We start from the raw sequence: 23,939 nt of genomic DNA on the forward strand, positions 1-23,939 counted from the left end.
ATGGCCCTGTTGTACCTGGTCTTGGGAGTCCTACCTTGGCGGCAGCCAGGGCCACGCCGATGGAACTGCTGGTCAGGGCCGGAGGAGTACCTTGATGGCGCGCCGTTCGTCCATGGCCTTGTACGCCTCTGCCGCCTGGTCCAGCGGGAGTTCGAGGTCGAACACCTTGCCGGGGTTGATCTCACCCTTGAGGATCAGGTCGATCAGTTCGGGGAGGTACTGCCGCACCGGAGCCGGACCGCCGTGCAGGTGCACGTGCGAGTAGAAAAGGTCCCGGCCGGGCAGCGCCACGTCGTGGGACACGCCCACGAAACCGACATGGCCGCCGGCACGGGCGGCGTGGATTGCCTGCAGCATCGATTCCTGGGTACCCACAGCCTCGATAACCGAGTGTGCGCCCAGGCCGCCAGTGAGTTCCTTGATCTTTTTCACCCCTGCGTCGCCGCGCTCCGCCACGATGTCGGTGGCACCAAACTCACGGGCCAGGGCCTGCCGGTCGGCGTGCCGCGACATGGCGATGATCCGCTCGGCTCCCATTTGCTTTGCTGCCAGGACCCCCAAAAGTCCCACGGCGCCGTCGCCCACTACCGCCACGGTCTTGCCAGGTCCCACCTCCGCCGCCTTGGCGGCAAACCATCCTGTACCCAGCACGTCGGAGGCGGCAAGCAGCGACGGAACCATGCCGGCGTCGGGCATGTCAGGCGTTGCCACCAGGGTGCCGTCCGCGAGCGGGACGCGCAGGTACTCGGCCTGGGCGCCGCCCACGCCCTGCCGGTGGACGCAGCCGCTTTGGTAGCCGGAGCGGCAGATTTCGCAGGTGTTGTCCGAGGCAAAGAAGGATCCCACGACGAACTGGCCCGGCCGGACGTTCTTCACGTCGGTGCCAACTTCTTCCACCACCCCCACGTACTCGTGGCCCATCGGCATGGGCTTGGGCAGTTTGTCGGCGCCGCGGTAGGGCCACAGGTCGGACCCGCAGACACAGGCGGCAACGAGTTTGATAACCGCATCCGTGGGCTGCTTGATGGCGGGCCTGTCACGGTCCTCGACGCGCACGTCTCCGGGAGCGTGCATGATGGTTGCTCGCATGCTGGGTCCTCCAAGTGGGGAAAGGCTGAAAGCGGACAATCCCATCAAACCCGGCCCGGGACCCGTTAGCGAGGGTGCTGCTGTAACCGGTTCCGGCAGAACCTCCTTAGGGTTGGACCATCCGTCGTAACGTGTTCCCTATGGATAACCGAGCCGAGGTACGACAGTTCCTGTCCTCCCGCCGTGGGCGCATCACCCCTGAGCAGGCAGGCATTGAACCGTACGGCGGGCGGCGGCGCGTGCCGGGGCTGCGGCGCGAGGAAGTGGCACGGCTTGCGGGCGTGAGCGTGGACTACTACACCCGCCTGGAACGCGGCAATCTCTCCGGCGTTTCGGACAGCGTGCTGGATGCCATTGCCGGCGCACTGGAACTGGACCGCGCGGAGCACGACCACCTCTACGACCTGGCGCGGGCGGCCAACACGCCGACGCGGAAGAGGGCTTCAGGCACGGGCGGTTCCGCTCCCTCGAAGGTCCGCCCGGAACTGCAGTACCTTTTGGACACCATCACCGGGGCGCCTGCCTTCATCGGCAACAACCGGCTGGACATCGTGGCCGCCAACACCCTGGGCTACGCCCTGTATTCGGACATGTACCGCACCCCGGCCAGGCCTGCCAACCACTCCCGCTTCATCTTCCTGGACCCCCGGGCCCACAACTTTTACCCGGACTGGGACCGGGCAGCCAACACCAACGTGGCCATCCTCCGCCGCGAGGCAGGCCGCAACCCGCACGACAAGGGCATCGCCGAACTCATCGGTGAACTGTCCATGCGCAGCGACGAATTCCGCACGCTCTGGGCAGCCCACAACGTCCGCCGCCACTACGCCGGGACCAAGTTCTTCCAGCACCCTGTAGTGGGCCTCCTGGAACTGAACTACCAGGTCCTGGGCCTTGAAGAGGATCCGGGACACACCCTCACCGTGTATCCCGCCACTCCCGGCAGCCCCTCCGAGGAAGCCCTCAAGCTCCTGGCGTCCTGGGCCGTTACCGAGAACATCGCCGAGGCGGCCCGGGGCCAGGTCCGCGCCCTGTAGGCATCCCCCTGCTACAGCGCGCGGTGATACTGGCTGGGCCACCTCTCCTTGGACGGATGGGCTGTGAGCCGGAGCGCGAAATAGGGATCGCGTAGGAGCGCCCGACCAACAATTACTGCGTCCACGGACGATGTCTCGGCGACCTTTCGCAACAGCTCGGGGTCCGAAAGCTGGCCCACCGGGGCCACCGCGATGCCGGCGACATCCTTCAGGACCTCAGCGAACTCCAGGTTGAGGCCCTGCCTATTGGGCGGCGGCGCATCGATGGCCAAAGCGCCCGACGTCACATCGAGGAGGTCGATGCCGAGTGCGGCAAGCCGGACGGCGAAGACGAGGGCCTCATCGATGGTGATCCCGCCGTCGATCCAGTCCGTGGCTGTCAACCGCACGAAGACGGGCCTGTCCTGCGGGAAGGCACCCCGTACGGCTTTGCAGACCCTCAGCGGCAGCCGCATCCGGTTCTCAAGCCCGCCGCCAAACTCGTCAGTGCGGCGGTTTGTTACCGGCGAGAGGAATTGATGGAGCAGGTATCCGTGCGCTGCATGGATTTCGACGACGTCGTAGCCGGCCTCCGCAGCGTTAACGGCGGCCTGGGCAAATGCCTCGACGGTGGCTTCCACCTCGGCGGCCGTCATCGCATCCGGAACGGTCAGCTGCCCGAACGGCGTGGCGGACGGGGCCATGGGAATCCAGCCCCCGTCCTCCACAGGGACCGCCCCGTTCTGCCCCTTCCCAAGCCAGGGGACCATGTGCGAGCTTTTGCGCCCGGCACTCTGCAACTGGACTGCGGCAACGGCGCCCGGATCCTTGATCTGGGCTGCCAGCTTCCGGTGCGCCCCGACTTGTTCCGCGCTCCAGATACCGAGATCGTGCGCCGTCGTCCGATGGCGAGGGCCCACCGCCGTTGACTCCACCATGACCATCCCCGCACCGCCCACAGCCCTGGACCCATAGTGGACCATGTGCCAGCTCGTGGGGACCCCATCTTCCGTGGCCGAATACTGGCACATGGGGGACATCCAGATTCTGTTCGGAATCTTAAGCCCGCGCAGCTTCAACGGGCGCGAAAACTTCTCAATGGCGGTACTCATTTCCAAAGGCCCACTCATCCAACCATTGCATCGGCTTCGCCATGCCGCCCGAGTTCAGCCGGTTCGGCCAGCACTGCGAGAAGGCCAGCCGCGAGGCAAGTCCGCTCGAGCATGCCGTCAATGCTGATCCATTCATGCCGCGCGTGAGCGCCGTCACCGACCGCGCCGAGCCCGTCGAGAACGGGAAGACCCAGCGCCGCTGCGAAGTTGCCGTCACTGGCGCCGCCTACGGACGTTTCGGCGAGCGGGAACCCCAGCACGCCCGCCACCTGCTCTGCCTCTGCAAACAGCCGTGCGGTCTCCGGGGAACGGGCCATGACGGGCCGATTCCAGGCACCACTGACCTTCAAGCCGGCTTCGGGGTTGCGGGGGACCAAACCATCGAGGACCGAATCAATCCGCTGGACCTCAGCCTCGGAGGACACCCGGACGTCGAGGTCTGCGACGGCGGAGCCGGCCTTGACGTTCGTCCGTGTCCCTCCATGGACCAGACCCACATTCACAGTGGTTCCTTTGGCGAGGTCCGCTTCGGCGTGCAGCTGCAGGATTACGCGTGCTATCTCATCGATGGCGCTGGCGCCCACTTCGGGATCCAGCCCGGCGTGCGCTTCCTTGCCTGTGGCCCTGACCTGAAAGATGCCCACCCCTTTCCGCGCCGTCTTAAGCGCGCCGCCGGCGCTGGCTTCGAAGACGAGCACAGCCTCTCCGCGGACTACTTCTGCTTCGATGACGGGCCGCGATGCGGGGCTTCCCACTTCCTCGTCCCCGTTCAGGACCAGCCTCACGTTGGGTCGGGGCAGCCCGAGTTCCTTGGCCGCGCGAAGGGCCCATACGAGTTGCACCAAGCCGCCCTTCATGTCAAAGGCCCCGGGGCCTGAGAAGCGGTCCCCCTCCACAACCACGGGCCAGTCGCGGAGGGTCCCGGCCGACCACACGGTGTCATAGTGGCAGAGGGCGGTGATCCAGCTCTCAGCATCGCTCTCCGACGGATAATCCAGTACCAGGGAGTCGCCCCATGTGCCGCCGCCGACCAGCCGGCGGGAAGCCGGCGGTCCGATGCGGGCCTGAAGCCACTCCTCCAGCCACGCGAGACCAGTCATAAGCAACGCTTTGTCATCAGAGGGGGTTTCGTGGGAAACGTAGGCGGCCAGGTCCCCAACCATGTCCTCCCGCTTCCTTGAAATCCACGATGGCAGGTCTTGAAGGGTGTTCATCGCGCAATGGCCTTACGGTCGAGGGCAAAAAGGTGCTCTTCATCCATTGATATGGACCCGGTTTCGAGTTGCCGGATGGCCGATACAAGTTCCTCGATGAGGGGCAGCTTCAGTCCGTGCTTCGCGGCCATGTCGATGACCGGCCCGTACTGGGTGGGAACCTCGGTGGGACGTTTCCGCACGGCGATGTCCCGCCAGATGCCGGAGCGGGTCTTGGTCTGCGTGGACAGCCACTTGATGAGGTCGTCAGTGGCCTCGGAGTTCTTAAGGGGATCGGCCCCGCGAACGTAGCTGGCAGGGTCGAAGGCGTCGAATCCCTCAAGGCTGATGCCCTCGGCTGCTGCAACATCGAAGACTTCCGCGGCCAGTTCGTTCATGGCAGGCCGGTGCCGGTCGATCAGCTCGCTCATGTCGGCGTCCGCCAGTGCGGTGGCCGTCAGCATTGCACCGAAGCCGAGCTTGGCCCACAGGAAACCGGCGACGTTGCCGGTCACAGTGGGGGAACCCCAATGGCGAAGGTCATGGGCAAGCTGCCGCACCCGGTCGCTTGTGCCGCCCGAGTATTCGCCCAGCGCCATCGCCCCGCTGCCGCCGTCGTTAATGACGCCTGGTTCCAATACGTCGGCAAAGAGATCCACAAAGGCAATGACTGTGCGATCGGCGCCGACGTGCGCGGCGATGGTTGCCTCATTGAGGCCGTTCTGCATGGACGCCACATATCCGTCGCTGCCGAGCCTGGGAGCTATCCAGGCAGCAGCGCTGTCGGTTGCCTGGGCCTTGACCGCCAGGAGGACACGTTCCAGGTGGTCAGGGGCGTCGTCGAGGCCGTACACCGGTACGTCCGCCACCATTACTCCTGAGGGAGTCTTGATCTGCAGGCCATTCTTGCGCATGGCTGTGACGTGATGGATATCGGCGTCAACCAGCTGGACCGGTACTCCCAGCGCGTGCAGGTGTGCGGCTAAAGTGCCGCCGATCGCACCGGCGCCTACTACTGTGTACGTACTATCCGTCATGGTTTCCTATCAAATCGTTGGCCCCGCGGTGGGCCGCTTTGTTCGTGGCCCAGTGGAGGGGAAGGTTCATTGCGCCGGCCGACGACCCGCCGTCGACGCGCACGGTTTCACCCGTGATCCATTCGGCTTCGGCTCCAGCAAGCCAGACGACGGCCCGGGCAATGTCGTCGGGCTCTCCCCGGCGTCCCAAGGGATTACCCGAGACGGCGGCGGCATATTCCTCCGTCACCGGATTGGCGCTGCTGTTCACCGTCACGAAACCTGGGGCGACGGCGTTCACACGAATGCCGTACTGCCCGAGCTCCAGGGCGGAGGCACGCGTCGCCATTTCCAAGGCCGCCTTGGACGTGGAGTAGGGGGCGGCTCCGGGACGGGCGCGCAGGGCCGCGCCCGAGGAGATATTGACGACGCTGGCGCCCCGCCCTGTTTCGATGGCCCGCCGCGCCAGGGCCACCGTCGCCAGCAAGGGGGCCCTGGTGTTGAGGTTCTGCACCGCATCCCATGTGTCAGCGTCCAGGGACAGGAAGGGGGTGGCCGGGTAGATTCCGGCCGAGTTGACCAGTACATCCACGGGAGCGATGGCCCACGATTGGGCGAGCATCTCCCCGGGGCCTGTAGGAGTCGCCAGGTCCACTGCCACGGTGTTTGCGTCCTCAGCGCCGGCTTCCTTGCATGCCTTAGCAGTGGAGGCCAAGGGGGCGGCATTGATATCCACCAGCGTCAGCCGGTAGCCGAGTCCGGCAAACCGGTTTGCGACCTGCCGGCCAATGCCGCTTCCCGCTCCCGTGATGACAGCATGCGGGCTCAATCGAGGACCTTGCCTTTGGTCTCCGGCATGGTCATGTACACCGTCACACCGATGGCGGCTGCCACTGCACAGTAGAGCCATACCAGGCCGCCGAATCCGCTGGTGTTCATCCAGGTGGTGATGTACGGCGCAGTTCCGCCGAATATCGCCACGGCGAGCGCGTAGGGCAAGCCGATCCCGGTTGCCCGCACTTCAGCCGGAAACTGCTCGGCCATGATCACGGCGCAGTTTGCCGAATAGCCCAGGAGCAGGATGATACCGATGACTTCAATGAGCAACAGCATCCAGAAGTTGCCGTTGAGCAGGGTGAAGGCAGGCCAGGAAAAGAGCAGGAAGCCACCCGCGAAAGCGGTCATCGTAGGTTTGCGGCCGATCTTGTCCGAAAGGAGTCCGGCGAACGGCAGGAGGACAAGGAACAGGCCAACAGCGATGAAGTTGGCTAGCAGGGCCTGGCTCAGGGGGATTCCGGTGGCCACGGCCGCATAGGTAGGCATGTAGGAGACCCACATGTAGTAGAGAAGTGTGCCGGCAATCGTGACGCCGAATACCCGCAGGGTGGCCGCAGGATGCTTCACAAACATGGTGAATACGGCATTGCGGCGCTTTTCACCAGCCGTTTCTGAGAGGTTCTTGGCGTTGACGAACGACTCCGTTTCCTCGACAGAGGATCGCAGCCACAGGCCCACCAGGCCCAGGAGTGCAGCTACGATGAACGCCAGCCGCCATCCCCAGTTGTCCAACGCGTCCTTGGACAATGTGCTGGTGATGATCGCCCCCATGCCGGAGGCGAGCAGAACTCCGGCGCCAACTGACACTTGCTGCCAGGAGCCAGCGAAGGCGCGCCGGCGGGGCGCGGCGGATTCGACCAGGAATGCCGAGGAGGAGCCGAACTCGCCTCCCGCTGCGAAGCCCTGGACCATCCGGGCCACCACGAGGATGACCGGTGAGAGGAGCCCCACGGCTTCATAGGTGGGTGCGAGACCAATCAACGCAGTGGCTCCGGCCATAAGGCCAATGGTCAGGACCAGGCCCTTCTTCCGTCCGTGCCGGTCTGCATATGCGCCCATGAGCGCCGCACCAACGGGCCGCATGACGAATCCCACTGCGAAGATGGCGAGCGTCGCCAGGAGGGCAGCAATGGGATCGCCCTTGGGAAAGAAATGATGGGCGAAGATCGATGAGAAGGTGGTGTAGACGGCCCAGTCCACCCATTCAACGGCATTGCCGATGCTCCCAGCGACGATCGCTTTGCGGCCCTGTGGGGAAAGTTTGGTTTCGTGGACTCCGGCCACGTTCAGCTGTTGTGTCATGAGACAGACGTCCTCGTTGTGAGTCGGGAGGCAACGTGGGTTGCCAGTTCTGCGTGGGTGGTGATCCACACGTCGTTGTGGGATCGGATGTGGTCCATGAGCTCCGCCAGGACCATCAGCCGTGAACGGTGGCCGATGATGTGGGGGTGCATGGTGAGCTGGAAGACTCCGCCCTCGGCATAGGCTGCGTCGAACTCGTCCTTCCAGATCTGGAGGAGCTGGCGGGGCGGCATGTAGGGACGAAGACCGGTGAAGCGGTCCATCATCAGGTAGGGCGCGTCATCCCGGATCCATTCCACCGGGATCTCCACAATCCCGGTAGGCGCACCGTCAGCGAGCAGTTCGTAGGGTTCGTCGTCCGCCATGAGCGATGAGTCGTAAAGGAACCCAAGCTCACGAATGACATCGAGGGTGGACGCGGAGAAGTCCCAGGATGGGGTCCGGATACCTACCGGCCGGGTTCCGGCCTGGCGCTCCAGAACGTCCGTTGCCCGCCCGAGCAGATCCAGTTCCTGCTCATGGCTCAGCAGGGTGTTCCGTTCGTGGATCCACCCATGCACGGCCACTTCGTGCCCCTGTTCCACATAGGTGGGTACTTCATCGGGACGGAGAAGCGCGCATACTGCGGGGACATAGAAGGATGCGGGAGCCTCGTAGCGGCTGAGGAGTTCCAGAATCCGCGGCACTCCCGCCCGGGCTCCGTACTCCCCCTGCGCCATCCGCCCCGGTGAGGTCTCGCCGTCCCGCAGTGACGGAGTTTCGTGATCGGAGTCGAAGGACAACAGGACGGCCGCTGCCGCACCGTCCTTCCAGCGCAGGGCCGGGTCCGGATGGACAAGGGACTGGCCGGCACGGACCTTGTTCACGTGCGCTCGCCACTCATGTTCGGGCCATTGCCACGACGGGACGTTGTTCACAGTGCGCTCCTTTTCATTTCTTAGGTGCTGATGGTCCGGCTACCGGGAAAAGGGGCCGATTCAGTCTTTGGCAGGGGAATTCTTTGAAAGTGATCCAGCTCTCATTTACCAAGTTAGAGGAAATCAAAGGGAAGAACAAGGGCTGATGGGAAAATCATTCAAATATAGCCCAGCAGATGGGTTTTTCTCTGTTCCAGGTCCGCATGAACGGGTAGTCTTGACTTAGTAACACGGGACTATCACAACGGCGGAGGCTCACCATTCCACTCATGGATGACACGGACCTGGACATCATCGCTGCCCTCCAGGTCGCGCCCCGTGTCCCGGCGAATGCTCTAGGCGAAATCCTGGGAGTACCCACCAGCACCATCACCCGCAGGTTCAACAGGCTTCAGAATGAGCGGCTCATGAAGGTGATCGGCAGATTTGCGTGGCCGTTGGTTCTCTCTGGAAACCCCCATCAGCTCTGGATCTGCTGTGAACCGGGGCGCGCAGCAGAAGTGGCAGAAAAGCTCAAAGCCTTTCCCGAGATCCAGTTCGTCATGACCACTTCCGGCACCGGCGATGTCTATGCAGACCTGTTTCCCCTGCTCGGATCAGATATCAATGACCTCATCAGCAATCGGATTCCTTCATTGCCGGGCATCAGGTCGATCGAAACGCGACTGGTCCTGGACTCCCGCCGGGTAGGCCAGAACTGGCGGTTCCAGCGGCTGACGGATGAGCAGAAGGACGCGCTGGCAGCCCACGAGGTTCCCGTTAACCAGCCTGCGCTGGCATCAATGGACGAACTATCAGATCTGGAGTTCGGCACGATGTGTGAGCTGGGACGCAACGCACGTGCATCTGCCGCGGAAGTGGCACGCACCCTGAATGTCAGCAGTTCCTCCGCCTACCGGGCCATCCAGATGCTCCTGGGCACAGGCTCCATTTCGCCGCGCGTCGAGGTGGAGCCCAGCGCCGTCGGCTTTCCCCTCGCCGCCGTGGTCTCGCTGCAGGTCAAACCCAAATCAATTGCGGACGTGTTGGATCAGCTCAGCGGCCACGAATCTGCCCGCATGATCTCGATGGTCACCGGGCAGGCGCCCGTGGTCTTTCACGGAGTCTTCCGCGATCCACGGAGCCTGGCGGATTTCATTACCGAAGACATCGGCGCGCTGCCCGGCATCCAGACCATGGACACAAGTGTGGCGCTGAACGTTAGGCGCCGCTACTGGATGGACCGGGACGGCGCATTCATCGGCGACCAGGTTGAGGGGCTGCTGCGGCGTTAGCGCGTTCAGTGGCAGGCCTGCCACACGTGGCGAAGGCGGTCCAGTCACATTAATTCGCGTTGCGGATCTTGTCGCCGTGGGTCCGCGTTTGTCGCCCGGATGGCGCCATAAGTAGCGCCGTTTCCCAGCGTTTAGCGTCCATTGCGCGCTTCTGGCCAACGCCGTGGCCGCCGTGTTTAGGTGTTTCCACGGCACCGGCCAGGCCGTAAGCAGAACCCAAGCACCAGCCAGAAGCACGCGCACACCGCCGCGCAGGCGGTCCCACCCACCTCCCACGCCCACCCGGGCACACCACCCGGGTGCCGTCGTCGTACCCGGAATCTTTCCCCGAAAGGAACACCATGTCCTTCCCAGCACCCAAGCCCCACTCCAGCCCCGGCTCCCCTGCCTTCACCCGGCGCCGTGCCCTGGGCGCACTCCTGGCGATTCCTGCCGCCGGCCTGCTGTCCGCCTGCGGTGGAACCGCCACCGCAGGCAGCCAACGCATCAGCCAGGCCGCCCTGGAACCTTTGGCTGCCTCCGTGCCGGCCGGGACCACCATCAAGGTGGGCGATCCCAGCATCAAAGTGGCGCTGGAACTGTCCGGGCTGGCCAAGGAACTGGACGGCTTCACGGTGGAGTTCGCCAACATCTCCGGCGGCCCGCAGACCACCGAGGCGTTCCGGGCCAACGCCCTGGACGTGGGGTCCGTGGCGGACATTCCGCCGATCCACGCCACCTGGACCGGCCTGGACGTCCGCATCATCGCAGCCGGCTACCGGCAGGACGCCGTGAACCATCCCATTTACGAACTGGGCATCGCGCCCGGAGCCGGCATCAGCAGGCTTGAGGACCTGCGCGGCAGGAAGGTTGCGTACAGCCCGGGCCAGGCGCAGGGCGCCTTGGTCCTGCGCATCCTGGACAAGGCCGGGCTCAAGCAGGAGGACGTCAAGCTCGTGGAGCTGCCCAGCACCGGCGACGCCTATGCCACGGCACTGGCCAGCAGTCAGGTGGACGCCGCTCCCCTGGGCGGGGTCCAGATCAAGCGCTACCTGGCCAAGTACAGGGCCGACGGCGCCACCACCCTCCGCCACGGGCTGCGGGATGACCCGAGCCTCCTGTACTCCCCCGCCAAAGTCTTGGCCGATCCCGCGAAGGCCGCTGCGCTTGCCGCCTACGTAAGGGTCTGGGGCAAGGCCCAGCGCTGGACCGAGGACCACCCGGCCGAGTGGCTGGAGGGGTACTACGTCAAGGACCAGGGCCTGTCCCGCGAGGACGGCCAGTACCTGATCGATGCCACCGGCAAGCGCGACCTGCCCACCGCCTGGGCCGAGGCCATCACCCGGCACCAGGAAACCATCGACCTCCTGGCCCGCGAGCAGAAGAAGCCGCAGTTGACGGCGGCCGACCTGTACGACACCAGGTTTGAAGCCATCGCCGGCACCGCATTCGCTTCCGCCGGAAAGGCAGGTGCCGCATGAGCGCCGTCCTGGACCGTCCCGTGCTGGCCCCGCACCAGGATCCGGCATTGGCCGGGGCGGCAGACGTGCGGCCAACAGGGAAGAGGCTGGGGCCCGGACGACGCCGGCAGCTCGCCTGGGTGGGCCCGTCCGCTTTGCTGCTGCTGTGGACAGCCTCTTCCGCGACAGGGCTCCTTGACCCCAGGATCCTGTCCGAGCCGTGGACCGTGGTGGCCACCGCCGGTGAGCTCATCGCGGACGGCCGGCTGCAGGAGAACCTTGCCATTTCCGCCCAGCGCGCAGGCCTGGGACTGTTCTTCGGCATCCTGGTGGGCGCCGTGCTGGCGCTCCTGTCCGGGCTGAGCCGGGTGGGTGAGGCCCTCATTGACGGTCCCGTGCAGATCAAGCGCGCCATCCCAGGGCTGGCCCTGATTCCGCTGCTGATTTTGTGGTTCGGCATCGACGAAACCATGAAGGTCCTCACCATCACCCTGGGTGTCTTTGTCCCGGTCTACCTGCAGACGCACGCGGGCCTGCGCGGCATCGACCTGCGCTACGTCGAGCTCGCCCAGACCGTGGGCCTCAGCCGCGCCGCCTTCATCCGCAAGGTGGTCCTCCCCGGCGCCCTGCCCGGCTTCTTCCTGGGCCTGCGCTTCGCCGTCACCGGAGCCTGGGTGTCCCTGGTGGTGGTGGAACAGATCAACGCCACCAGCGGCATCGGCTACATGATGGAGCTCGCCCGCACCTATGGCCAAACCAACATCATCGTCCTCGGACTGGCCGTCTACGGCATTCTCGGCCTGATCTCCGACGGCGCCGTCCGCTTCTTCGAACGAAAGGCCCTCTCATGGCAGCGCACCCTGGCGGGCTGACCGACACCCGTCCCGCCGGCACTGCGGCTTCCGCAGTCTCGGTTCGCGGCCTCATCCGCGGCTTCGGTCCCAAAGGCGTCCTAAACGGTGTGGACCTGGACATCGCCCCCGGCGAGTTCGTGGCCCTGCTGGGCCCCAGCGGCTGCGGCAAAAGCACCCTGATGCGGGCCCTGGCGGGGCTGGACCACGAGGTCCTCGGCAGCGGGGTGATCAAAGTCCCGGACCGCGTCTCCGTGGTCTTCCAGGACTCCCGGCTGCTGCCCTGGGACACAGTGCTGGGCAATGTCACCCTCGGCGTTCGGGAGCACGACGCCAGTGCCCGGGCCCGTAAGGCACTCGCCGAAGTGGGCCTCGCCGGCCGTGAAAAAGCGTGGCCGCACCAGCTGTCCGGTGGTGAACAGCAGCGCGTGGCGCTGGCCCGGTCGTTGGTTCGCGAACCCCAGCTGCTGCTGGCCGACGAACCGTTCGGCGCCCTGGACGCGCTGACCCGCATCAAAATGCATGGGCTGCTCCAGGACCTGGTGGCCGCCCACCGGCCCGCAGTCCTGCTGGTCACCCACGACGTGGACGAGGCCATCGCGCTTGCAGACCGGATCGTGGTCCTGGACCACGGCCGCATCGCCACCGTCCGCCCGGTGTCGCCGGAGATCCGCTCGTCCACCAACGCCGCCGGGCATGAAGCCCTCCGCCGCGACCTGCTGGCCGCGCTGGGTGTCTTTACTGCAGCGGGCGTCGAGCCAACCCACACTGCTGAACCCGCCGCCGTCGGCCATTAACCCACCCCTACCCGCAAGGAGCCTTCCCATGACTGACCAGACCCCTTCCCGGCGCCAGCTGCACCTGAACGCCTTCCTTATGAGCACGGGCCACCACGAAGCCTCGTGGCGGCTGCCGGAGAGCGACCCGCACGCCGGCACCAACGTGGAGCACTACCAGCACCTGGCCCGCACCGCCGAGCGCGGCAAGCTGGACTCCATCTTCTTTGCCGACTCCCCCGTCCTGTTCGGCGAGGTGGGCCGCCGGCCGGCCGGCAAGCTGGAGCCCACCGTGCTGCTGACGGCAATCGCCGGGGCCACCGAACGGATCGGGCTGATCGCCACCGCATCCACCACCTACAACGAACCGTTCAACCTGGCCCGCCGCTTCGCCTCCGTGGACTGGGCCAGCGGCGGCCGTGCCGGCTGGAACGTGGTGACCACCGCCGGACCGGACGCCGCCCGCAACTTTGGCGTGGACGACCAGCCTGCCCATGCCGTCCGGTACGAACGTGCCGCCGAGTTCATCGACGTGGCACAGAAGCTGTGGGACAGCTGGCAGGACGACGCCGTCCTCGCGGACAAGGCAGGGGGCGTGTGGGGCGATGACGAAAAGATCCGGACCATTGACCACGAGGGCAGGCACTTCAAGGTCCGCGGCCCGCTCAATGTCCCCCGCTCCCCGCAGGGGCACCCGCTGATCGTCCAGGCGGGTTCATCCGAAGACGGCAAGGGCCTCGCCGCCCGCTATGCCGACGCCGTCTTCACCGCCCACCAGACCCTCGCCGACGCCCAGGAGTTCTACCGGGATCTCAAGGCCCGTACCGCCGCTGCCGGCCGTGACCCGGAGACCATCAAGATCCTGCCCGGCATTGTGCCCGTCATCGGTGCCACCGAGGCGGAAGCCCTGGAGCTGGAACGGGAACTGGACCGCCTGATCAAGCCGGAGTACGCCCGGATTCAGCTGGCCAGGACGCTGCGCGTGGACCCGGAGGACCTGCCGCTGGACCGCCAACTGCCGGACAACCTGCCCAGCGAGGATGAGATCGAGGGCGCCAAGAGCCGCTACACGCTGATCGTGCAGCTGGCCCGCCGGGAGCAGCTCACGGTGCGGCAGCTGATCGGCCGCCTGGGCGGCGGCCGCGGGCACCGCACCTTCACGGGCACCCCCGTGCAGGTGGCGGATGCCATCCAGGAATGGTTCGACGGCGGCGCGGCGGACGGCTTCAACATCATGCCGCCGGTGCTCCCCTCCGGCTTGGAAACCTTTGTGGACCAGGTGGTGCCCATCCTGCAGGAGCGCGGCCTGTTCCGCACCGAATACACGGGCCGGACCCTGCGGGAGCACTACGGCCTGACGCGGCCGGAGAACCGGTTCAGCCGGCAGGCGGCCACAGTCGCGGCGGCAGCCGTGTGATTCGAGGACTTCCGGAGGGTATTCCCTAGACTGGCAGCTGAACGTTGATGCCAGGAACTGGATAAAGGAGCAGAAATGAGCGGAGTAATCGTTGTAGGTGTGGACGCCAGCCCGTCGGCACGGAAGGCCGCGGAAGTGGCGCTGGGGCTGGCGGACTCGCTGGGGGCATCCCTTCATGTGGTGACCGCCTTTGACGTCGAGAACGCCGAAACCTTCGGGGTGGGCTCAGACAAGGTACGGATCTCCAATGCGGACAGCTCGGAGACGGTGGCAAAGTCCCTCGGCGCATCGCATCCGGGAGTGGAAATCACCCACTTCGCTGCGCGCGGCAAGCCTGCCGATTCGCTCATCAAAGAGGCCGTCCGCCTGGATGCCCGGCTGATCGTGGTGGGAAACCGGCGGATGCGCGGCATCGGCAGGCTCCTGGGCAGCGTCGCCAACAGCGTGGCGCACAACGCCCCGTGCGATGTCTACATCGCCAACACCTACGACGACTGACCTGACTCCCGCAAAAGGAGAGCGGACGACGGCGGGACCTCCCGCCGTCGTCCGCTCCCCTTTGCGCAATGGCCTGGTTAGGCGCCGTACTCCTCATCGGTCACGTGGTCTAGCCAGGTGACCACCTCGCCGTTTTCGTCGGCTTCGTGCATGGCGACATGGGCCATGTACCGCTCCGGGGTGGCCCCGTGCCAGTGCTCCTCGCCGGGCTCGATGTAGACCACGTCGCCGGGACGGATCTCCTGGACCTCCCCGCCGCGCCGGGCCACCAGCCCGATCCCGTCCGTGACGTAGAGGGTCTGGCCCTTGGGGTGGCGGTGCCAGGCGGTCCGGGCGCCGGGCGCGAACCGGACGTGCGCGCAGCCGATGGCCGACTGCTCGTCAGGGTTCCGGATGCCGTCAATCTGCACGGTTCCGGTGAACCATTCCTTGGGGCCGGCTCCTGTCTGGCCGCCGCTCTTGGTGTACTTCATGTTCTCCTCCTCAGGGATGGGTTACGTGGTCTGGCGGGCCGCGGCCCGGGATGTCAGGTATGACAGGACGGCGGCGATGGAAAGAATGGCCGCGGCGGCCAGGAATGTGGCCTGGTAGCCCGCAGAGTCGAACAGCACGCCCCCGAGCGTGGCTCCGATGGCGATGGACGTCTGGACCACCGCGACCATCAGGCCGCCGCCGGCTTCGGCGTCATCCGGCATCGCCTCCGCCAGCCAGCTCCACCAGCCGACGGGCGCGGCCGTGGACATCAGGCCCCAGAGGCCCAGCAGAACCACCACGGCGGCGATCCAGCCGCCGGCGGGAACGAGCACTGCGGCAATGGCCGCCATCAGCACCGGAATGATGATCAGCGTCCGGTACAGGCCCTTGCCCAGGAACCGGCCAATGAGCAGCGTTCCGGCAAAGCCCGCCACGCCGATCACCAGCAGGACGAGGGACACCGTGGCAACGTCCACGCGCGTCACGGTCTCCAGGAACGGGCGGATATAGGTGAACAGGACAAACTGGCCCATGAAGAAGGACCCACACGCAGCCATTCCCCAGGCGACCGGCCGGCTCTTGAGCCCGGCGAAAATCCCGAGCACGTTGCCGGATGCCCGCTTCTGGACCTTCATCGACGGCAGGCTGATCCACTGCCAGGCCAAGGCAAGCACCGCTATGGGCACCAGGCAAAAGAACGCGCCGCGCCAGCCGATGAGCGAGCCAAGGTAGCTTCCCAGGGGTGCGGCCAGGACCGTGGCCAGGGCATTGCCGCCATTGAAGATTGCCAGGGCCCGCGGCACCTGGTGCGCCGGCACCAGCCGCATGGCCGTGGCTGCCGACATGGACCAGAAGCCGCCAATGACCACGCCGATGAGGGCGCGGCCCACCATGAACAGCAGATAACCGGGTGCGGTGGCCACCAGCGCCCCGGAGACCGCCATCAGCCCCGTCAGGCCCAGCAGGAGTGTTTTGCGGTTCATGCTGCCGGCCAGGGTGGAAACCGAGAGGCTGGTCAAGACGGCGAAGACACCGGAAATCGCGATCCCCTGCCCCACCATGCCTTCTGAAACCTGCAGTTCGGCGGCCATGGGCGTGAGCAGGCTGACGGGCATGAATTCGGAGGCGATCAGCGCGAAGACGCACAGCGACATCGCGAAGACACCGCCCCAGTGGGCCGGGTGGTGCCCGCGGGCGCCTGCTTCCTGCGGCTCGCTGGAATTGATGACTGTTGTTTCGGGTGGCATGTCCTCCATCAAACCGTGCTCCCGGCACCCTAGCGAGGGCCCTGCTGAAACGGGTCTTGGCAGACCCCCCTTACGCGCCCTCGCCGCAGGACAACTGGGCCTCCCGCCGTCGTCCGTTTCCTGTCCCCTGTCTTCTGGTTTTCACCCAAGTTGCCCTTGGTCTTGTATCGACGGGGTGTGTAGGCTTGGCGAAGTCAAGCAATGGCGGCCGTTTCGCATTATGCCTCTATCAGGCCTTATTGGGGCGTGAGAAAGAGCAGGACAGCGTGGCCAGAGACCGCATGATCCAGCATGATGAAACAGTCACAGAACACCTGCAGGACCTACTGCTGGAGTCAGTCGACGTCGAGGCGCTGCTCAGCGAGCTCGCAACTGTTTCAGCCGCCACCCTCTCGGTTGACCACGAGGTGATGTGCGGGGTGACGCTGATGCGTCGGAAGAAGCCGACCACGGTTGCGACGAGTAATTCCCGTGTTCCGGCCCTGGACGAGCTGCAGTACGGGAAGGGCGAAGGGCCCTGCCTGACGGCGCTTCGGGAACTGACAACCATCCATGTTCCTGACGTGCGCGAAGACACACGGTGGCCCCGCTACACTGCGGCTGCCTGGGCAGAAGGCATAGGCTCCATCCTGGCCGTCCCGCTCCCGCTCGAGGGCGAAGCGAACGCCGCACTTAACGTCTACTCCGCGAAGACCCATGCCTTCAGCGGGGAAGCCATCGAAAAAGCGGAAGCGTATGCGCTGGAAGCGTCCAAATCCCTGCGCCTGGCTGTCCGGATCGCCCAGTTGGTCGATGACCGCGAGAACCTTATCGCGGCAATGGAATCAAGGACCACCATCGACGTCGCCGTCGGGGCGATCATGGCCCAAAACCGGTGCAGCCAGGAGTCGGCCATCAAGATTCTGCGCATCGCCTCCAGCTCGCGCAACGTCAAGCTCCGTGATGTGGCAGCCGCCGTTGTCGCTTCGGTGGCTGATGACCCGAAAGTCCTTACGCATTTTGATGACTGACAGCAGACTTGCCTGACTGGGGGTTCCTTTTCAGGTCCTTGTCCAGTTCACGCAGGCAGTAATCCTTGAACCAGTACCTGATGCCCCGCGGCAGCTTTGGGTAGGCCACGGACAGGATCCCGAATGCGCGGTTGAAGCGACGCTCGTGCCGATCGCTCCAGGCCAGTCCGAAGTCCTTCCGCAACTGCTCCGGAAGGAGCCCCGCGGTGAGGAACCTGGCCGGGGGGATGATGGCGCGGTACCAAAGGGCCGTGTGCTTGGGAAACAGCAGGCCGCGGCCAACCCGCACCCCGGGGTACTCCGCCCGGAGGGTGGAGATATGTTCTGCCCAGTAGTGGCCGAACTCTATACGGTCCTTCGGCCACATGCCCGGGGGAAGCTGCAGGGCGGTACCGATCCGCGCATAGTCCCGGTACATCGCGTCCGCGGCTGCGTCGTCCAGCTGGCCGTAGATCTTCTCGATAATGGTGAGTGCGGTGTCGTAGAGCGTGGCCACCACCCAGAGCTGCAGTTCCGGATCGTAGGCGCTGTATCCGGCGGAGGCTTTATCTGCCGGGCGCTGCACCGGCACGTGGGCCCGGTTTACCCTGCGGCGGACCTCGTTCACCTGCGCGTCGTTGCCATAAACAACCGCGTAGACGTAGGTGAGGGTGCCCTTGAGCCTGTTGACGGGGCGTTCGGTGAACGTGCTGTGTTCCGCCACGCCCCTGCCGATGGCCGGATGGGCAAGCTGCAGCAGGATGGCTCGACCTGCCCCAGCAAGCAGGATGCCTTCCGCACGGTAATCGGCAAATTCCTGCACCATGTCAACAGGGTACCGTCACCGCAGGTGCGTGGGACCGGACCTTTGGCCCGTTGACATGGGACGCCATCGCTTCCCCATACCCGGCTACCCGCTGGCCGGCCGCAGCGAGGTGGCGCGGCATGCCCAGGCGGGGCAGGGCTAAAGGACCTGCCTCTCCCCTCCCCCGCCGGCAGCCGTGCTACCGCTCAAGTGTTACCGCTCCAGCAGGGACACGTCGCGGACCGCGCCCTTGTCCGCGGACAGGGCCATGGCAGCGTAGGCGCGCAGCGCGGCGGAAACCTGGCGATCCCGGTCCTTGGGCTTGTAACCGCCGTTGACCTCCAGCTTTTCGCGGCGTTCGGCCAGGATCTCGTCGGAGACCTCCAGCTGCAGGGAGCGCTGGGAGATGTCGATGCTGATGATGTCGCCGTCCTCCACCAGGGCGATGGCACCGCCGGAGGCAGCCTCCGGGGAGATATGCCCGATGGACAGGCCGGAGGTTCCGCCGGAGAAACGGCCATCGGTGATGAGGGCGCACTTCTTGCCCAGGCCGCGGCCCTTGAGGAACGAGGTGGGGTACAGCATTTCCTGCATGCCGGGGCCGCCGCGCGGGCCTTCGTAGCGGATGACCACTACGTCGCCTTCCTTGATGGTCTTGTTCAGGACCTTTTCCACTGCCTCGTCCTGGGACTCGCACACCACGGCCGGGCCGGAGAAGGTCCAGATGGACTCATCAACGCCGGCGGTCTTCACCACCGCGCCGTCGATGGCCACGTTGCCGCGGAGCACGGCCAGGCCGCCGTCCTTGGAGTAGGCGTGCTCCACCGAGCGGATGCAGCCTTCGGCGGCGTCGGTGTCCAGGGAGGTCCATTCATTCGACTGGGAGAACGCGGTGGAGGAGCGGACGCCGCCGGGGGCAGCGTGCCACAGGGCCTTCGCTTCCTCCGTGGCCTTGCCGCCGCGGATGTCCCAGTCGTCCAGCCAGCCGTCCAGGTCGGCGGAGTGCACGGAGTGGACGTCCTTGTGCAGGAGGCCGCCGCGGTTCAGCTCGCCCAACAGGGCGGGAATGCCGCCGGCGCGGTGCACGTCCTCCATGTAGTAGGTCTTGTCCTTGGCAACGTTCGGGGCCACCTTTGCCAGGCAGGGCACCTGGCGGGACTTGGCGTCCATCTCGGCCAGGCCGTAATCCACGCCGGCCTCCTGGGCCGCGGCCAGCAGGTGCAGGATGGTGTTGGTGGAGCCGCCCATGGAAATGTCCAGGGCCATGGCGTTGTCGAAGGCCTTCGCAGTGGCGATGGAGCGCGGCAGCACGGAGTCGTCGTCGCCGTCGTAATAGCGCTTCACGAGCTCGACGACGGTGCGGCCGGCTTTCTCGTACAGCGCCTTCCGCGCGGTGTGGGTGGCCAGCACGGAGCCGTTGCCGGGCAGGGCCAGGCCGATGGCCTCGGCAAGGCAGTTCATGGAGTTGGCCGTGAACATGCCGGAGCAGGAACCGCAGGTGGGGCAGGCGTTCTCTTCGATGAGGTTGATGTCCGCATCGGAGATGGACTCGTCCACGGCGTCGGCAATCGCGTTCACCAGGTCAAGCGAGCGCACGGAACCGTCAGTCAAGGTCACGCGGCCGGCCTCCATGGGACCTCCGGAGACGAAGACCACCGGGATGTTCAGGCGCAAAGCAGCCATAAGCATGCCGGGGGTGATCTTGTCGCAGTTGGAGATGCAGACCAGGGCGTCGGCGCAGTGGGCGTTGACCATGTACTCCACGGAGTCGGCGATCAGGTCGCGGGACGGCAGCGAGTAGAGCATGCCTGAGTGGCCCATGGCGATGCCGTCGTCCACGGCGATGGTGTTGAACTCGCGCGGCACGGCGCCGGCGGCAAGGATCGCGTCGGAGACGATCCGGCCCACGGGGGCGAGGTGGGTGTGGCCGGGAACGAATTCGGTGAAGCTGTTGGCCACGGCGATGATCGGCTTGCCGATGTCAGAGTTGGCGACGCCGGAAGCGCGCAGCAGTGCGCGGGCGCCGGCCATGTTGCGGCCGTGGGTGACTGTTTTTGAGCGGAGTGCAGGCATGGTTACCATCCTGCTGGCTCGGGTAGCTGTGCGGAAGACAGCGCTGATACTAGTAGTAGGAGTACCAGAGTAATAGTATTTGTGGGTGAGTGATCCCGGGCGGCGCAAAGAACTTGGCCTCTTCCTGCGGGCCCGCCGGGACCAGGCGCTGCGGGCCGACTACGGCCTGCCGCCGATCGGCCGCAGCCGGGAGCGGGGGCTCCGCCGCGAAGAGGTGGCCTTCCTGTCCGGCGTCAGCGTCACCTGGTACACCTGGCTTGAACAGGGCAGGGACATCAGCCCGTCACGCCAGGTCCTGGAAGCCATCAGCCGCGCGCTGCATCTTTCCACCACCGGCCTGGGCTATGTCCTGTCCCTTGGCGGCTACGCATCCGCCGCCCCTGCCGGCCCCGCGGCAGACACGGCCCCACCCCATATCCAGCGGTTGATGGATGCGCTGGATCCCAACCCGTCCTTTGCCCTGTTCCCGGACTGGGGCGTGGCCGGCTGGAACAAGGCCTATGCTGCGCTGTACCCGAACATCGCCACGGTGCCACCGGCGGACCGGAACCTGCTGTGGCTGGTGTTCACCGATCCCTACGTCCGGGACCTGCTCCCGGACTGGGACACCACCAGCAAGCGCTTCCTTGCGGAGTTCCGGGCCGAAACCGGTCAGCGGCTGGGTGACCCGGACATCCAGTACCAGGTGGAACGGCTCAAGGAGGCCAGCCCGGAGTTCCGGCAGGGCTGGGACCTGTACGACATCCTGGGCTTCGAATCCCGCGAGCGGCTCTTCCACCACCCTGCAGTGGGAGTCCTCCAGCTCGAACACCACCAGGTCTCCCCCTCCGACCGCCCGGACCTGCACATCGTGGTGTACACGCCGGCCCCGGGCAGCGATGCCGCAGCGCAGATGCAGTCCCTGATGGCGGCAGCGGAATAGCCAGGCCCGCGCAAGACGAGCCTGGCTATCCAGGGATTGGACCCAACTGGTCCTAGGCCGGCACCCCCTGCCGCACAACGGCCGGCTTGAACTGCGCACCCGCGCCCGGGAATACCGGCACGTCAATCCGCGCGTGGGTGTGGACCTCGGTGACCGTGGCCTTGGTGTGAAGCGCAATCTGTTCCATGGTGGTCACCCACATTCCGTCCATCGACTTCACCCGCTCGATGAGCTGCTCCAACGCAACTGCCTTGGACGGCCGGCCGGAGATGAACGGGTGGTTGGTCAGCACGAAGCAGCTGCCCTGGGAGTGGTGGGCCTCGGCTTCCAGGGTCCACATCTCCAGGACCTTGGCCGGACTTTCGATCACGCCGCTGCCCGTCACGCCGGGGTAGAACGCGTACTGCTCCCAGTCGTCAAGGGTCCAATCCACCGGAATCTCCACGATGTCCCGGGGATCGTCCGCGGCGACGGCGAAGCGGTAGGGGGCGTCGCCGTCGAGCAGGCTGGAGTCATAGAGGAAGCCGCGGTCCGCCAGCAGCCCCGGGGAGTGCCAGTTCAGTTCCCACCAGGGTGCCCGGTAACCCACCGGCCGGACTCCCGCTACCTTGGCCAGGGCTTCCAGGCCGCGGTCAATGTAGCTTGCCTCGGTGGCCGCATCGATGCCCTGCATGGGCTCGTGCAGGTAGCCGTGGTGCGCCACCTCGTGCCCGCCATCAACGATCCGCCGCACTACGTCAGGGTAGGACTCGGCGGTGAAGCCGGGGATGAAGAAGGTGGCCTGGATGTCCTGGCGGGCCAGGATCGCCAGGAGCCGCGGCACCGCGACCTTCGGCCCGTAGGACTGGTGGCTCATCAGCGACATCCGCCGGGTGCTGGCGGGATCGTGGGCGATGGTGCAGGACTCGGCGTCCACATCGAAGGTGAAGGACGCTGCGGCCTTCACGCCGTCCGGCCAGGTGATGGGGTGCTGTGCGTCCGCGATGGCGGGCTGGTTCACGGTTATTCCTTTCGGCGGGCGCAGTGCGCCCGCCAGGTGTTGAGGGAAGAAGGTGGGGTTGCCTAGAGGGCGGGGAGGGCAGGCGAGCTCTCCGCCGCCGTGCCGTCTGTTCCGGGAGCATCATCCGCCTTCCGGGAGGCGCGGGGTTCCAGGGCCAGGTAGCGGATGTGCTGCCGCGGCCCGAGGATGGCGTACACCCCGGCGCTGGTCAGTCCGCCGGCCAGCCAGGACAGGTCCCAGCCGCCCAGGGCCACGGCGATGGGGCCCTGCATGATGGGGATCAGTCCGTACATGAACAGCCAGGTGGCGAAGATGCCGGCCAGGAGGGCAATGACGCCCGCCCAGTTGACGCCGGGCAGCCGCTTGGTGCCCACGCCGTCGAACAGGCGCTCCGGCTCACCGGGCCAGCGCTTGTCCAGCCAGAAGTAGTGCACCAGCATGATTCCGCCCCAGGCGGCAACCCAGGCCACCAGGCCGATCAGCCAGGCGTCAAGCACTGCGGCGAAGTCCTCCTGGAAGATGAAGAAGACGACGGCGGCGAGCGAGAAGACGCCGACGAACAGGTTGAGCTTGCGGCGGCTGATGGAGATGTCCAGGGCCTGGGTGGCCACGGAGAAGGTGTAGATGTTCAGGATGTTGGTGGCGATGGGGCCGTGGAGCACCATCAGCAGCACCGGCAGGGCCATGGCGCCGAAGTTCAGGACGATCAGCTTGCCGGGATCGATTTCGCCGCTGTTGGTGGCCAGGCTGGCACCCAGGACACCGAGCCACACGACGGGGATGAACTGGCCCAGCACGGAGGCCAGGTAGACCTTTTTCTTGGGGACGCTGGTGCTGACGAAGCGGGAGTAGTCCGCGGCGTAGGTGAACCAGGTGATGCCCCAGCCAATGCCGATGGCAGTCATGACGGCGCTCATGGCGGCGATCCGCTCCGAGCCTTCGAGGATGGCGCCGGCGGGTCCGGCGTAGCCCCAGTCAATGTCCATGCCGAACCAGGCCACGGCGGACATGACGGCCAGGATGAGAATGGTGGGCGGTACGGTCCATTTTTCGAAGGCGGCGATGGCCTTGTAGCCGAACCAGGCGATGGCAACCTGCAGGGCCATGATGAAGGTGGCGACGCCGATCTTCCAGCCGTAGTTGGGGGCGTCAGGGTCAACCCAGCCGAGGGTTCCGAAGAGCGCCATGACCAGGTCCAGGATGATCCAGGTGTTGACCGCGCACCAGCCGATGACCAGCAGGGCCTGGATGGCAGCCGGCAGGTAGTTGCCGCGCCGGCCGAATGCGGCGCGGGCCAGGACCATGCCGGTGGCGCCGGTCTTCTGGCCCAGGAGGACGAAGCAGCCAAAGAGCAGCATGCCGATCAGGTTCCCCAGGACCAGGACGGTGACGGTGTCCGCCAGTCCGAGTCCCAGCTGGATGCCGAGTGCCCCCAGCACCCAGTTGATGGGTGCCAGGTTGGCGCCCGCCCAGATCCAGAACTGGCCGGATACCTTGCGTGTTCGTGCTGATTCAGGGATGGGTTGGAGCCAGGCTTCGTGGTCCACGACGTTGTGGTCCTGCGTGCCCTGGCCGGGTTGGCCGTGCGTGGCTGGTGAAAGCTTTTCTTGCATGGGGGCCTCCGTGAGGTGAATAAGTACCAAAAGGCTATGTGGCCCCCATCACAAGCAACAAGATACGATGTGTCGAACA

Annotated in this window: 22 protein-coding genes; 9 read left to right on the forward strand and 13 right to left on the reverse strand. The window is 65.9% G+C overall.

Translation table 11 applies throughout. The annotated features are described in order from the left end of the window. Positions 1–72: 72 nt before the first annotated feature. Positions 73–1,089 (reverse strand): zinc-dependent alcohol dehydrogenase family protein, encoded by a 1,017-nt coding sequence (locus tag FBY33_RS02235; protein WP_142029105.1) that lies wholly within the window; start codon positions 1,087–1,089, stop codon positions 73–75. 140 nt (positions 1,090–1,229) lie between these two features. Here FBY33_RS02235 and FBY33_RS02240 point away from each other — a divergent pair, with 140 nt between their 5' ends. Then, positions 1,230–2,126 (forward strand): helix-turn-helix transcriptional regulator, encoded by an 897-nt coding sequence (locus tag FBY33_RS02240; RefSeq protein WP_142029106.1) that lies wholly within the window; start codon positions 1,230–1,232, stop codon positions 2,124–2,126. 11 nt (positions 2,127–2,137) lie between these two features. Here the strand turns inward: FBY33_RS02240 and FBY33_RS02245 are convergent, their stop codons facing one another. Genes FBY33_RS02245 through FBY33_RS02265 form a run of 6 tightly spaced genes read right to left on the reverse strand, consistent with a single transcriptional unit; the run spans position 2,138 to position 8,482 of the window. Then, positions 2,138–3,235 (reverse strand): NADH:flavin oxidoreductase/NADH oxidase, encoded by a 1,098-nt coding sequence (locus FBY33_RS02245; protein WP_327436736.1) that lies wholly within the window; start codon positions 3,233–3,235, stop codon positions 2,138–2,140. Further along, a complete protein-coding gene (locus FBY33_RS20430; RefSeq protein WP_235010356.1) occupies positions 3,232–4,380 on the reverse strand; it encodes a M20 family metallopeptidase in 1,149 nt (382 codons plus the stop codon). The genes FBY33_RS02245 and FBY33_RS20430 overlap by 4 nt, the downstream gene beginning before the upstream one ends. Before the next feature lie 47 nt (positions 4,381–4,427). After that, complete coding sequence (locus FBY33_RS20435) at positions 4,428–5,447, reverse strand: ketopantoate reductase family protein (RefSeq protein WP_200831300.1); 1,020 nt, start codon at positions 5,445–5,447, stop codon at positions 4,428–4,430. Beyond that, positions 5,437–6,255: an SDR family NAD(P)-dependent oxidoreductase gene (locus tag FBY33_RS02255; protein WP_235010358.1), complete on the reverse strand. Its 819-nt coding sequence runs from the start codon at positions 6,253–6,255 to the stop codon at positions 5,437–5,439. Before FBY33_RS02255 ends, FBY33_RS20435 begins: the two co-directional genes overlap by 11 nt. Then, a complete protein-coding gene (locus FBY33_RS02260; protein ID WP_142029109.1) occupies positions 6,252–7,565 on the reverse strand; it encodes an MFS transporter in 1,314 nt (437 codons plus the stop codon). Before FBY33_RS02260 ends, FBY33_RS02255 begins: the two co-directional genes overlap by 4 nt. Then, a complete protein-coding gene (locus FBY33_RS02265) occupies positions 7,562–8,482 on the reverse strand; it encodes a polysaccharide deacetylase family protein (RefSeq protein WP_142029110.1) in 921 nt (306 codons plus the stop codon). The genes FBY33_RS02260 and FBY33_RS02265 overlap by 4 nt, the downstream gene beginning before the upstream one ends. A gap of 269 nt (positions 8,483–8,751) precedes the next feature. On the opposite strand from FBY33_RS02265, the gene FBY33_RS02270 reads away from it, so the two are divergent. The 6 genes from FBY33_RS02270 (at position 8,752) to FBY33_RS02295 (ending at position 14,737) form a co-directional block, all read left to right on the forward strand. After that, complete coding sequence (locus FBY33_RS02270; RefSeq protein WP_142029111.1) at positions 8,752–9,756, forward strand: Lrp/AsnC family transcriptional regulator; 1,005 nt, start codon at positions 8,752–8,754, stop codon at positions 9,754–9,756. A 341-nt stretch (positions 9,757–10,097) separates the two neighbouring features. Further along, positions 10,098–11,216 (forward strand): ABC transporter substrate-binding protein, encoded by a 1,119-nt coding sequence (locus FBY33_RS02275; protein ID WP_142029112.1) that lies wholly within the window; start codon positions 10,098–10,100, stop codon positions 11,214–11,216. Next, positions 11,213–12,067 carry an ABC transporter permease gene (locus tag FBY33_RS02280; RefSeq protein WP_142029113.1) on the forward strand — a complete coding sequence of 285 codons (855 nt, stop codon included), beginning with the start codon at positions 11,213–11,215 and terminating at the stop codon, positions 12,065–12,067. Before FBY33_RS02275 ends, FBY33_RS02280 begins: the two co-directional genes overlap by 4 nt. Further along, positions 12,043–12,843: an ABC transporter ATP-binding protein gene (locus FBY33_RS02285; protein WP_142029114.1), complete on the forward strand. Its 801-nt coding sequence runs from the start codon at positions 12,043–12,045 to the stop codon at positions 12,841–12,843. Before FBY33_RS02280 ends, FBY33_RS02285 begins: the two co-directional genes overlap by 25 nt. A 28-nt stretch (positions 12,844–12,871) precedes the next feature. After that, positions 12,872–14,239: an LLM class flavin-dependent oxidoreductase gene (locus FBY33_RS02290; protein ID WP_142029115.1), complete on the forward strand. Its 1,368-nt coding sequence runs from the start codon at positions 12,872–12,874 to the stop codon at positions 14,237–14,239. Between the two features lie 75 nt (positions 14,240–14,314). Next, positions 14,315–14,737, forward strand: coding sequence for a universal stress protein (locus FBY33_RS02295; protein WP_142029116.1), 423 nt, complete (start codon positions 14,315–14,317; stop codon positions 14,735–14,737). A gap of 77 nt (positions 14,738–14,814) precedes the next feature. Here FBY33_RS02295 and FBY33_RS02300 read toward each other — a convergent pair whose 3' ends face one another. Together FBY33_RS02300 and FBY33_RS02305 are read right to left on the reverse strand one after the other, a co-directional pair. After that, entirely contained in the window at positions 14,815–15,210 is a 396-nt protein-coding gene (locus FBY33_RS02300) for a (R)-mandelonitrile lyase (protein WP_142029117.1), read from the reverse strand. A 21-nt stretch (positions 15,211–15,231) separates the two neighbouring features. After that, positions 15,232–16,458 (reverse strand): MFS transporter, encoded by a 1,227-nt coding sequence (locus FBY33_RS02305; protein WP_142029118.1) that lies wholly within the window; start codon positions 16,456–16,458, stop codon positions 15,232–15,234. 281 nt (positions 16,459–16,739) lie between these two features. Between FBY33_RS02305 and FBY33_RS02310 the strand changes: the two genes are divergently transcribed. Beyond that, positions 16,740–17,468, forward strand: coding sequence for a GAF and ANTAR domain-containing protein (locus FBY33_RS02310; protein ID WP_142029119.1), 729 nt, complete (start codon positions 16,740–16,742; stop codon positions 17,466–17,468). Here the strand turns inward: FBY33_RS02310 and FBY33_RS02315 are convergent. After that, positions 17,449–18,273: an oxygenase MpaB family protein gene (locus tag FBY33_RS02315; RefSeq protein ID WP_142029120.1), complete on the reverse strand. Its 825-nt coding sequence runs from the start codon at positions 18,271–18,273 to the stop codon at positions 17,449–17,451. The genes FBY33_RS02310 and FBY33_RS02315 overlap by 20 nt on opposite strands. A 192-nt stretch (positions 18,274–18,465) precedes the next feature. Then, positions 18,466–20,325: a dihydroxy-acid dehydratase gene (gene ilvD, locus FBY33_RS02320; protein ID WP_142029121.1), complete on the reverse strand. Its 1,860-nt coding sequence runs from the start codon at positions 20,323–20,325 to the stop codon at positions 18,466–18,468. Positions 20,326–20,410: 85 nt separating this feature from the next. Here ilvD and FBY33_RS02325 point away from each other — a divergent pair, with 85 nt between their 5' ends. Further along, positions 20,411–21,247, forward strand: coding sequence for a helix-turn-helix transcriptional regulator (locus FBY33_RS02325; protein ID WP_142029122.1), 837 nt, complete (start codon positions 20,411–20,413; stop codon positions 21,245–21,247). Positions 21,248–21,299: 52 nt separating this feature from the next. On the opposite strand, the gene FBY33_RS02330 is transcribed toward FBY33_RS02325, so the two are convergent. Together FBY33_RS02330 and FBY33_RS02335 are read right to left on the reverse strand one after the other, a co-directional pair. Continuing rightward, positions 21,300–22,247 carry a polysaccharide deacetylase family protein gene (locus FBY33_RS02330; protein WP_142029123.1) on the reverse strand — a complete coding sequence of 316 codons (948 nt, stop codon included), beginning with the start codon at positions 22,245–22,247 and terminating at the stop codon, positions 21,300–21,302. 62 nt (positions 22,248–22,309) lie between these two features. Next, positions 22,310–23,860, reverse strand: coding sequence for a purine-cytosine permease family protein (locus tag FBY33_RS02335; RefSeq protein ID WP_142029124.1), 1,551 nt, complete (start codon positions 23,858–23,860; stop codon positions 22,310–22,312). Between the last annotated feature and the right edge of the window lie 79 nt (positions 23,861–23,939).

The organism is Arthrobacter sp. SLBN-112, assembly GCF_006715225.1.
In the GTDB taxonomy this organism is placed as follows: Bacteria; Actinomycetota; Actinomycetes; order Actinomycetales; family Micrococcaceae; genus Arthrobacter.

What these genes read in the sequence shown, in the direction of transcription:
- FBY33_RS02335 (WP_142029124.1), bottom strand. Translation starts at nt 23,860, where the DNA reads ATGCAAGAAAAGCTTTCACCAGCCACGCACGGCCAACCCGGCCAGGGC.
- ilvD (WP_142029121.1), bottom strand. Translation starts at nt 20,325, where the DNA reads ATGCCTGCACTCCGCTCAAAAACAGTCACCCACGGCCGCAACATGGCC.
- FBY33_RS02280 (WP_142029113.1), top strand. Translation starts at nt 11,213, where the DNA reads ATGAGCGCCGTCCTGGACCGTCCCGTGCTGGCCCCGCACCAGGATCCG.
- FBY33_RS02285 (WP_142029114.1), top strand. Translation starts at nt 12,043, where the DNA reads ATGGCAGCGCACCCTGGCGGGCTGACCGACACCCGTCCCGCCGGCACT.
- FBY33_RS20430 (WP_235010356.1), bottom strand. Translation starts at nt 4,380, where the DNA reads ATGGTTGGGGACCTGGCCGCCTACGTTTCCCACGAAACCCCCTCTGAT.
- FBY33_RS20435 (WP_200831300.1), bottom strand. Translation starts at nt 5,447, where the DNA reads ATGACGGATAGTACGTACACAGTAGTAGGCGCCGGTGCGATCGGCGGC.
- FBY33_RS02260 (WP_142029109.1), bottom strand. Translation starts at nt 7,565, where the DNA reads ATGACACAACAGCTGAACGTGGCCGGAGTCCACGAAACCAAACTTTCC.
- FBY33_RS02315 (WP_142029120.1), bottom strand. Translation starts at nt 18,273, where the DNA reads ATGGTGCAGGAATTTGCCGATTACCGTGCGGAAGGCATCCTGCTTGCT.
- FBY33_RS02240 (WP_142029106.1), top strand. Translation starts at nt 1,230, where the DNA reads ATGGATAACCGAGCCGAGGTACGACAGTTCCTGTCCTCCCGCCGTGGG.
- FBY33_RS02300 (WP_142029117.1), bottom strand. Translation starts at nt 15,210, where the DNA reads ATGAAGTACACCAAGAGCGGCGGCCAGACAGGAGCCGGCCCCAAGGAA.
- FBY33_RS02290 (WP_142029115.1), top strand. Translation starts at nt 12,872, where the DNA reads ATGACTGACCAGACCCCTTCCCGGCGCCAGCTGCACCTGAACGCCTTC.
- FBY33_RS02305 (WP_142029118.1), bottom strand. Translation starts at nt 16,458, where the DNA reads ATGCCACCCGAAACAACAGTCATCAATTCCAGCGAGCCGCAGGAAGCA.
- FBY33_RS02235 (WP_142029105.1), bottom strand. Translation starts at nt 1,089, where the DNA reads ATGCGAGCAACCATCATGCACGCTCCCGGAGACGTGCGCGTCGAGGAC.
- FBY33_RS02275 (WP_142029112.1), top strand. Translation starts at nt 10,098, where the DNA reads ATGTCCTTCCCAGCACCCAAGCCCCACTCCAGCCCCGGCTCCCCTGCC.
- FBY33_RS02295 (WP_142029116.1), top strand. Translation starts at nt 14,315, where the DNA reads ATGAGCGGAGTAATCGTTGTAGGTGTGGACGCCAGCCCGTCGGCACGG.
- FBY33_RS02245 (WP_327436736.1), bottom strand. Translation starts at nt 3,235, where the DNA reads ATGAGTGGGCCTTTGGAAATGAGTACCGCCATTGAGAAGTTTTCGCGC.
- FBY33_RS02310 (WP_142029119.1), top strand. Translation starts at nt 16,740, where the DNA reads ATGATCCAGCATGATGAAACAGTCACAGAACACCTGCAGGACCTACTG.
- FBY33_RS02270 (WP_142029111.1), top strand. Translation starts at nt 8,752, where the DNA reads ATGGATGACACGGACCTGGACATCATCGCTGCCCTCCAGGTCGCGCCC.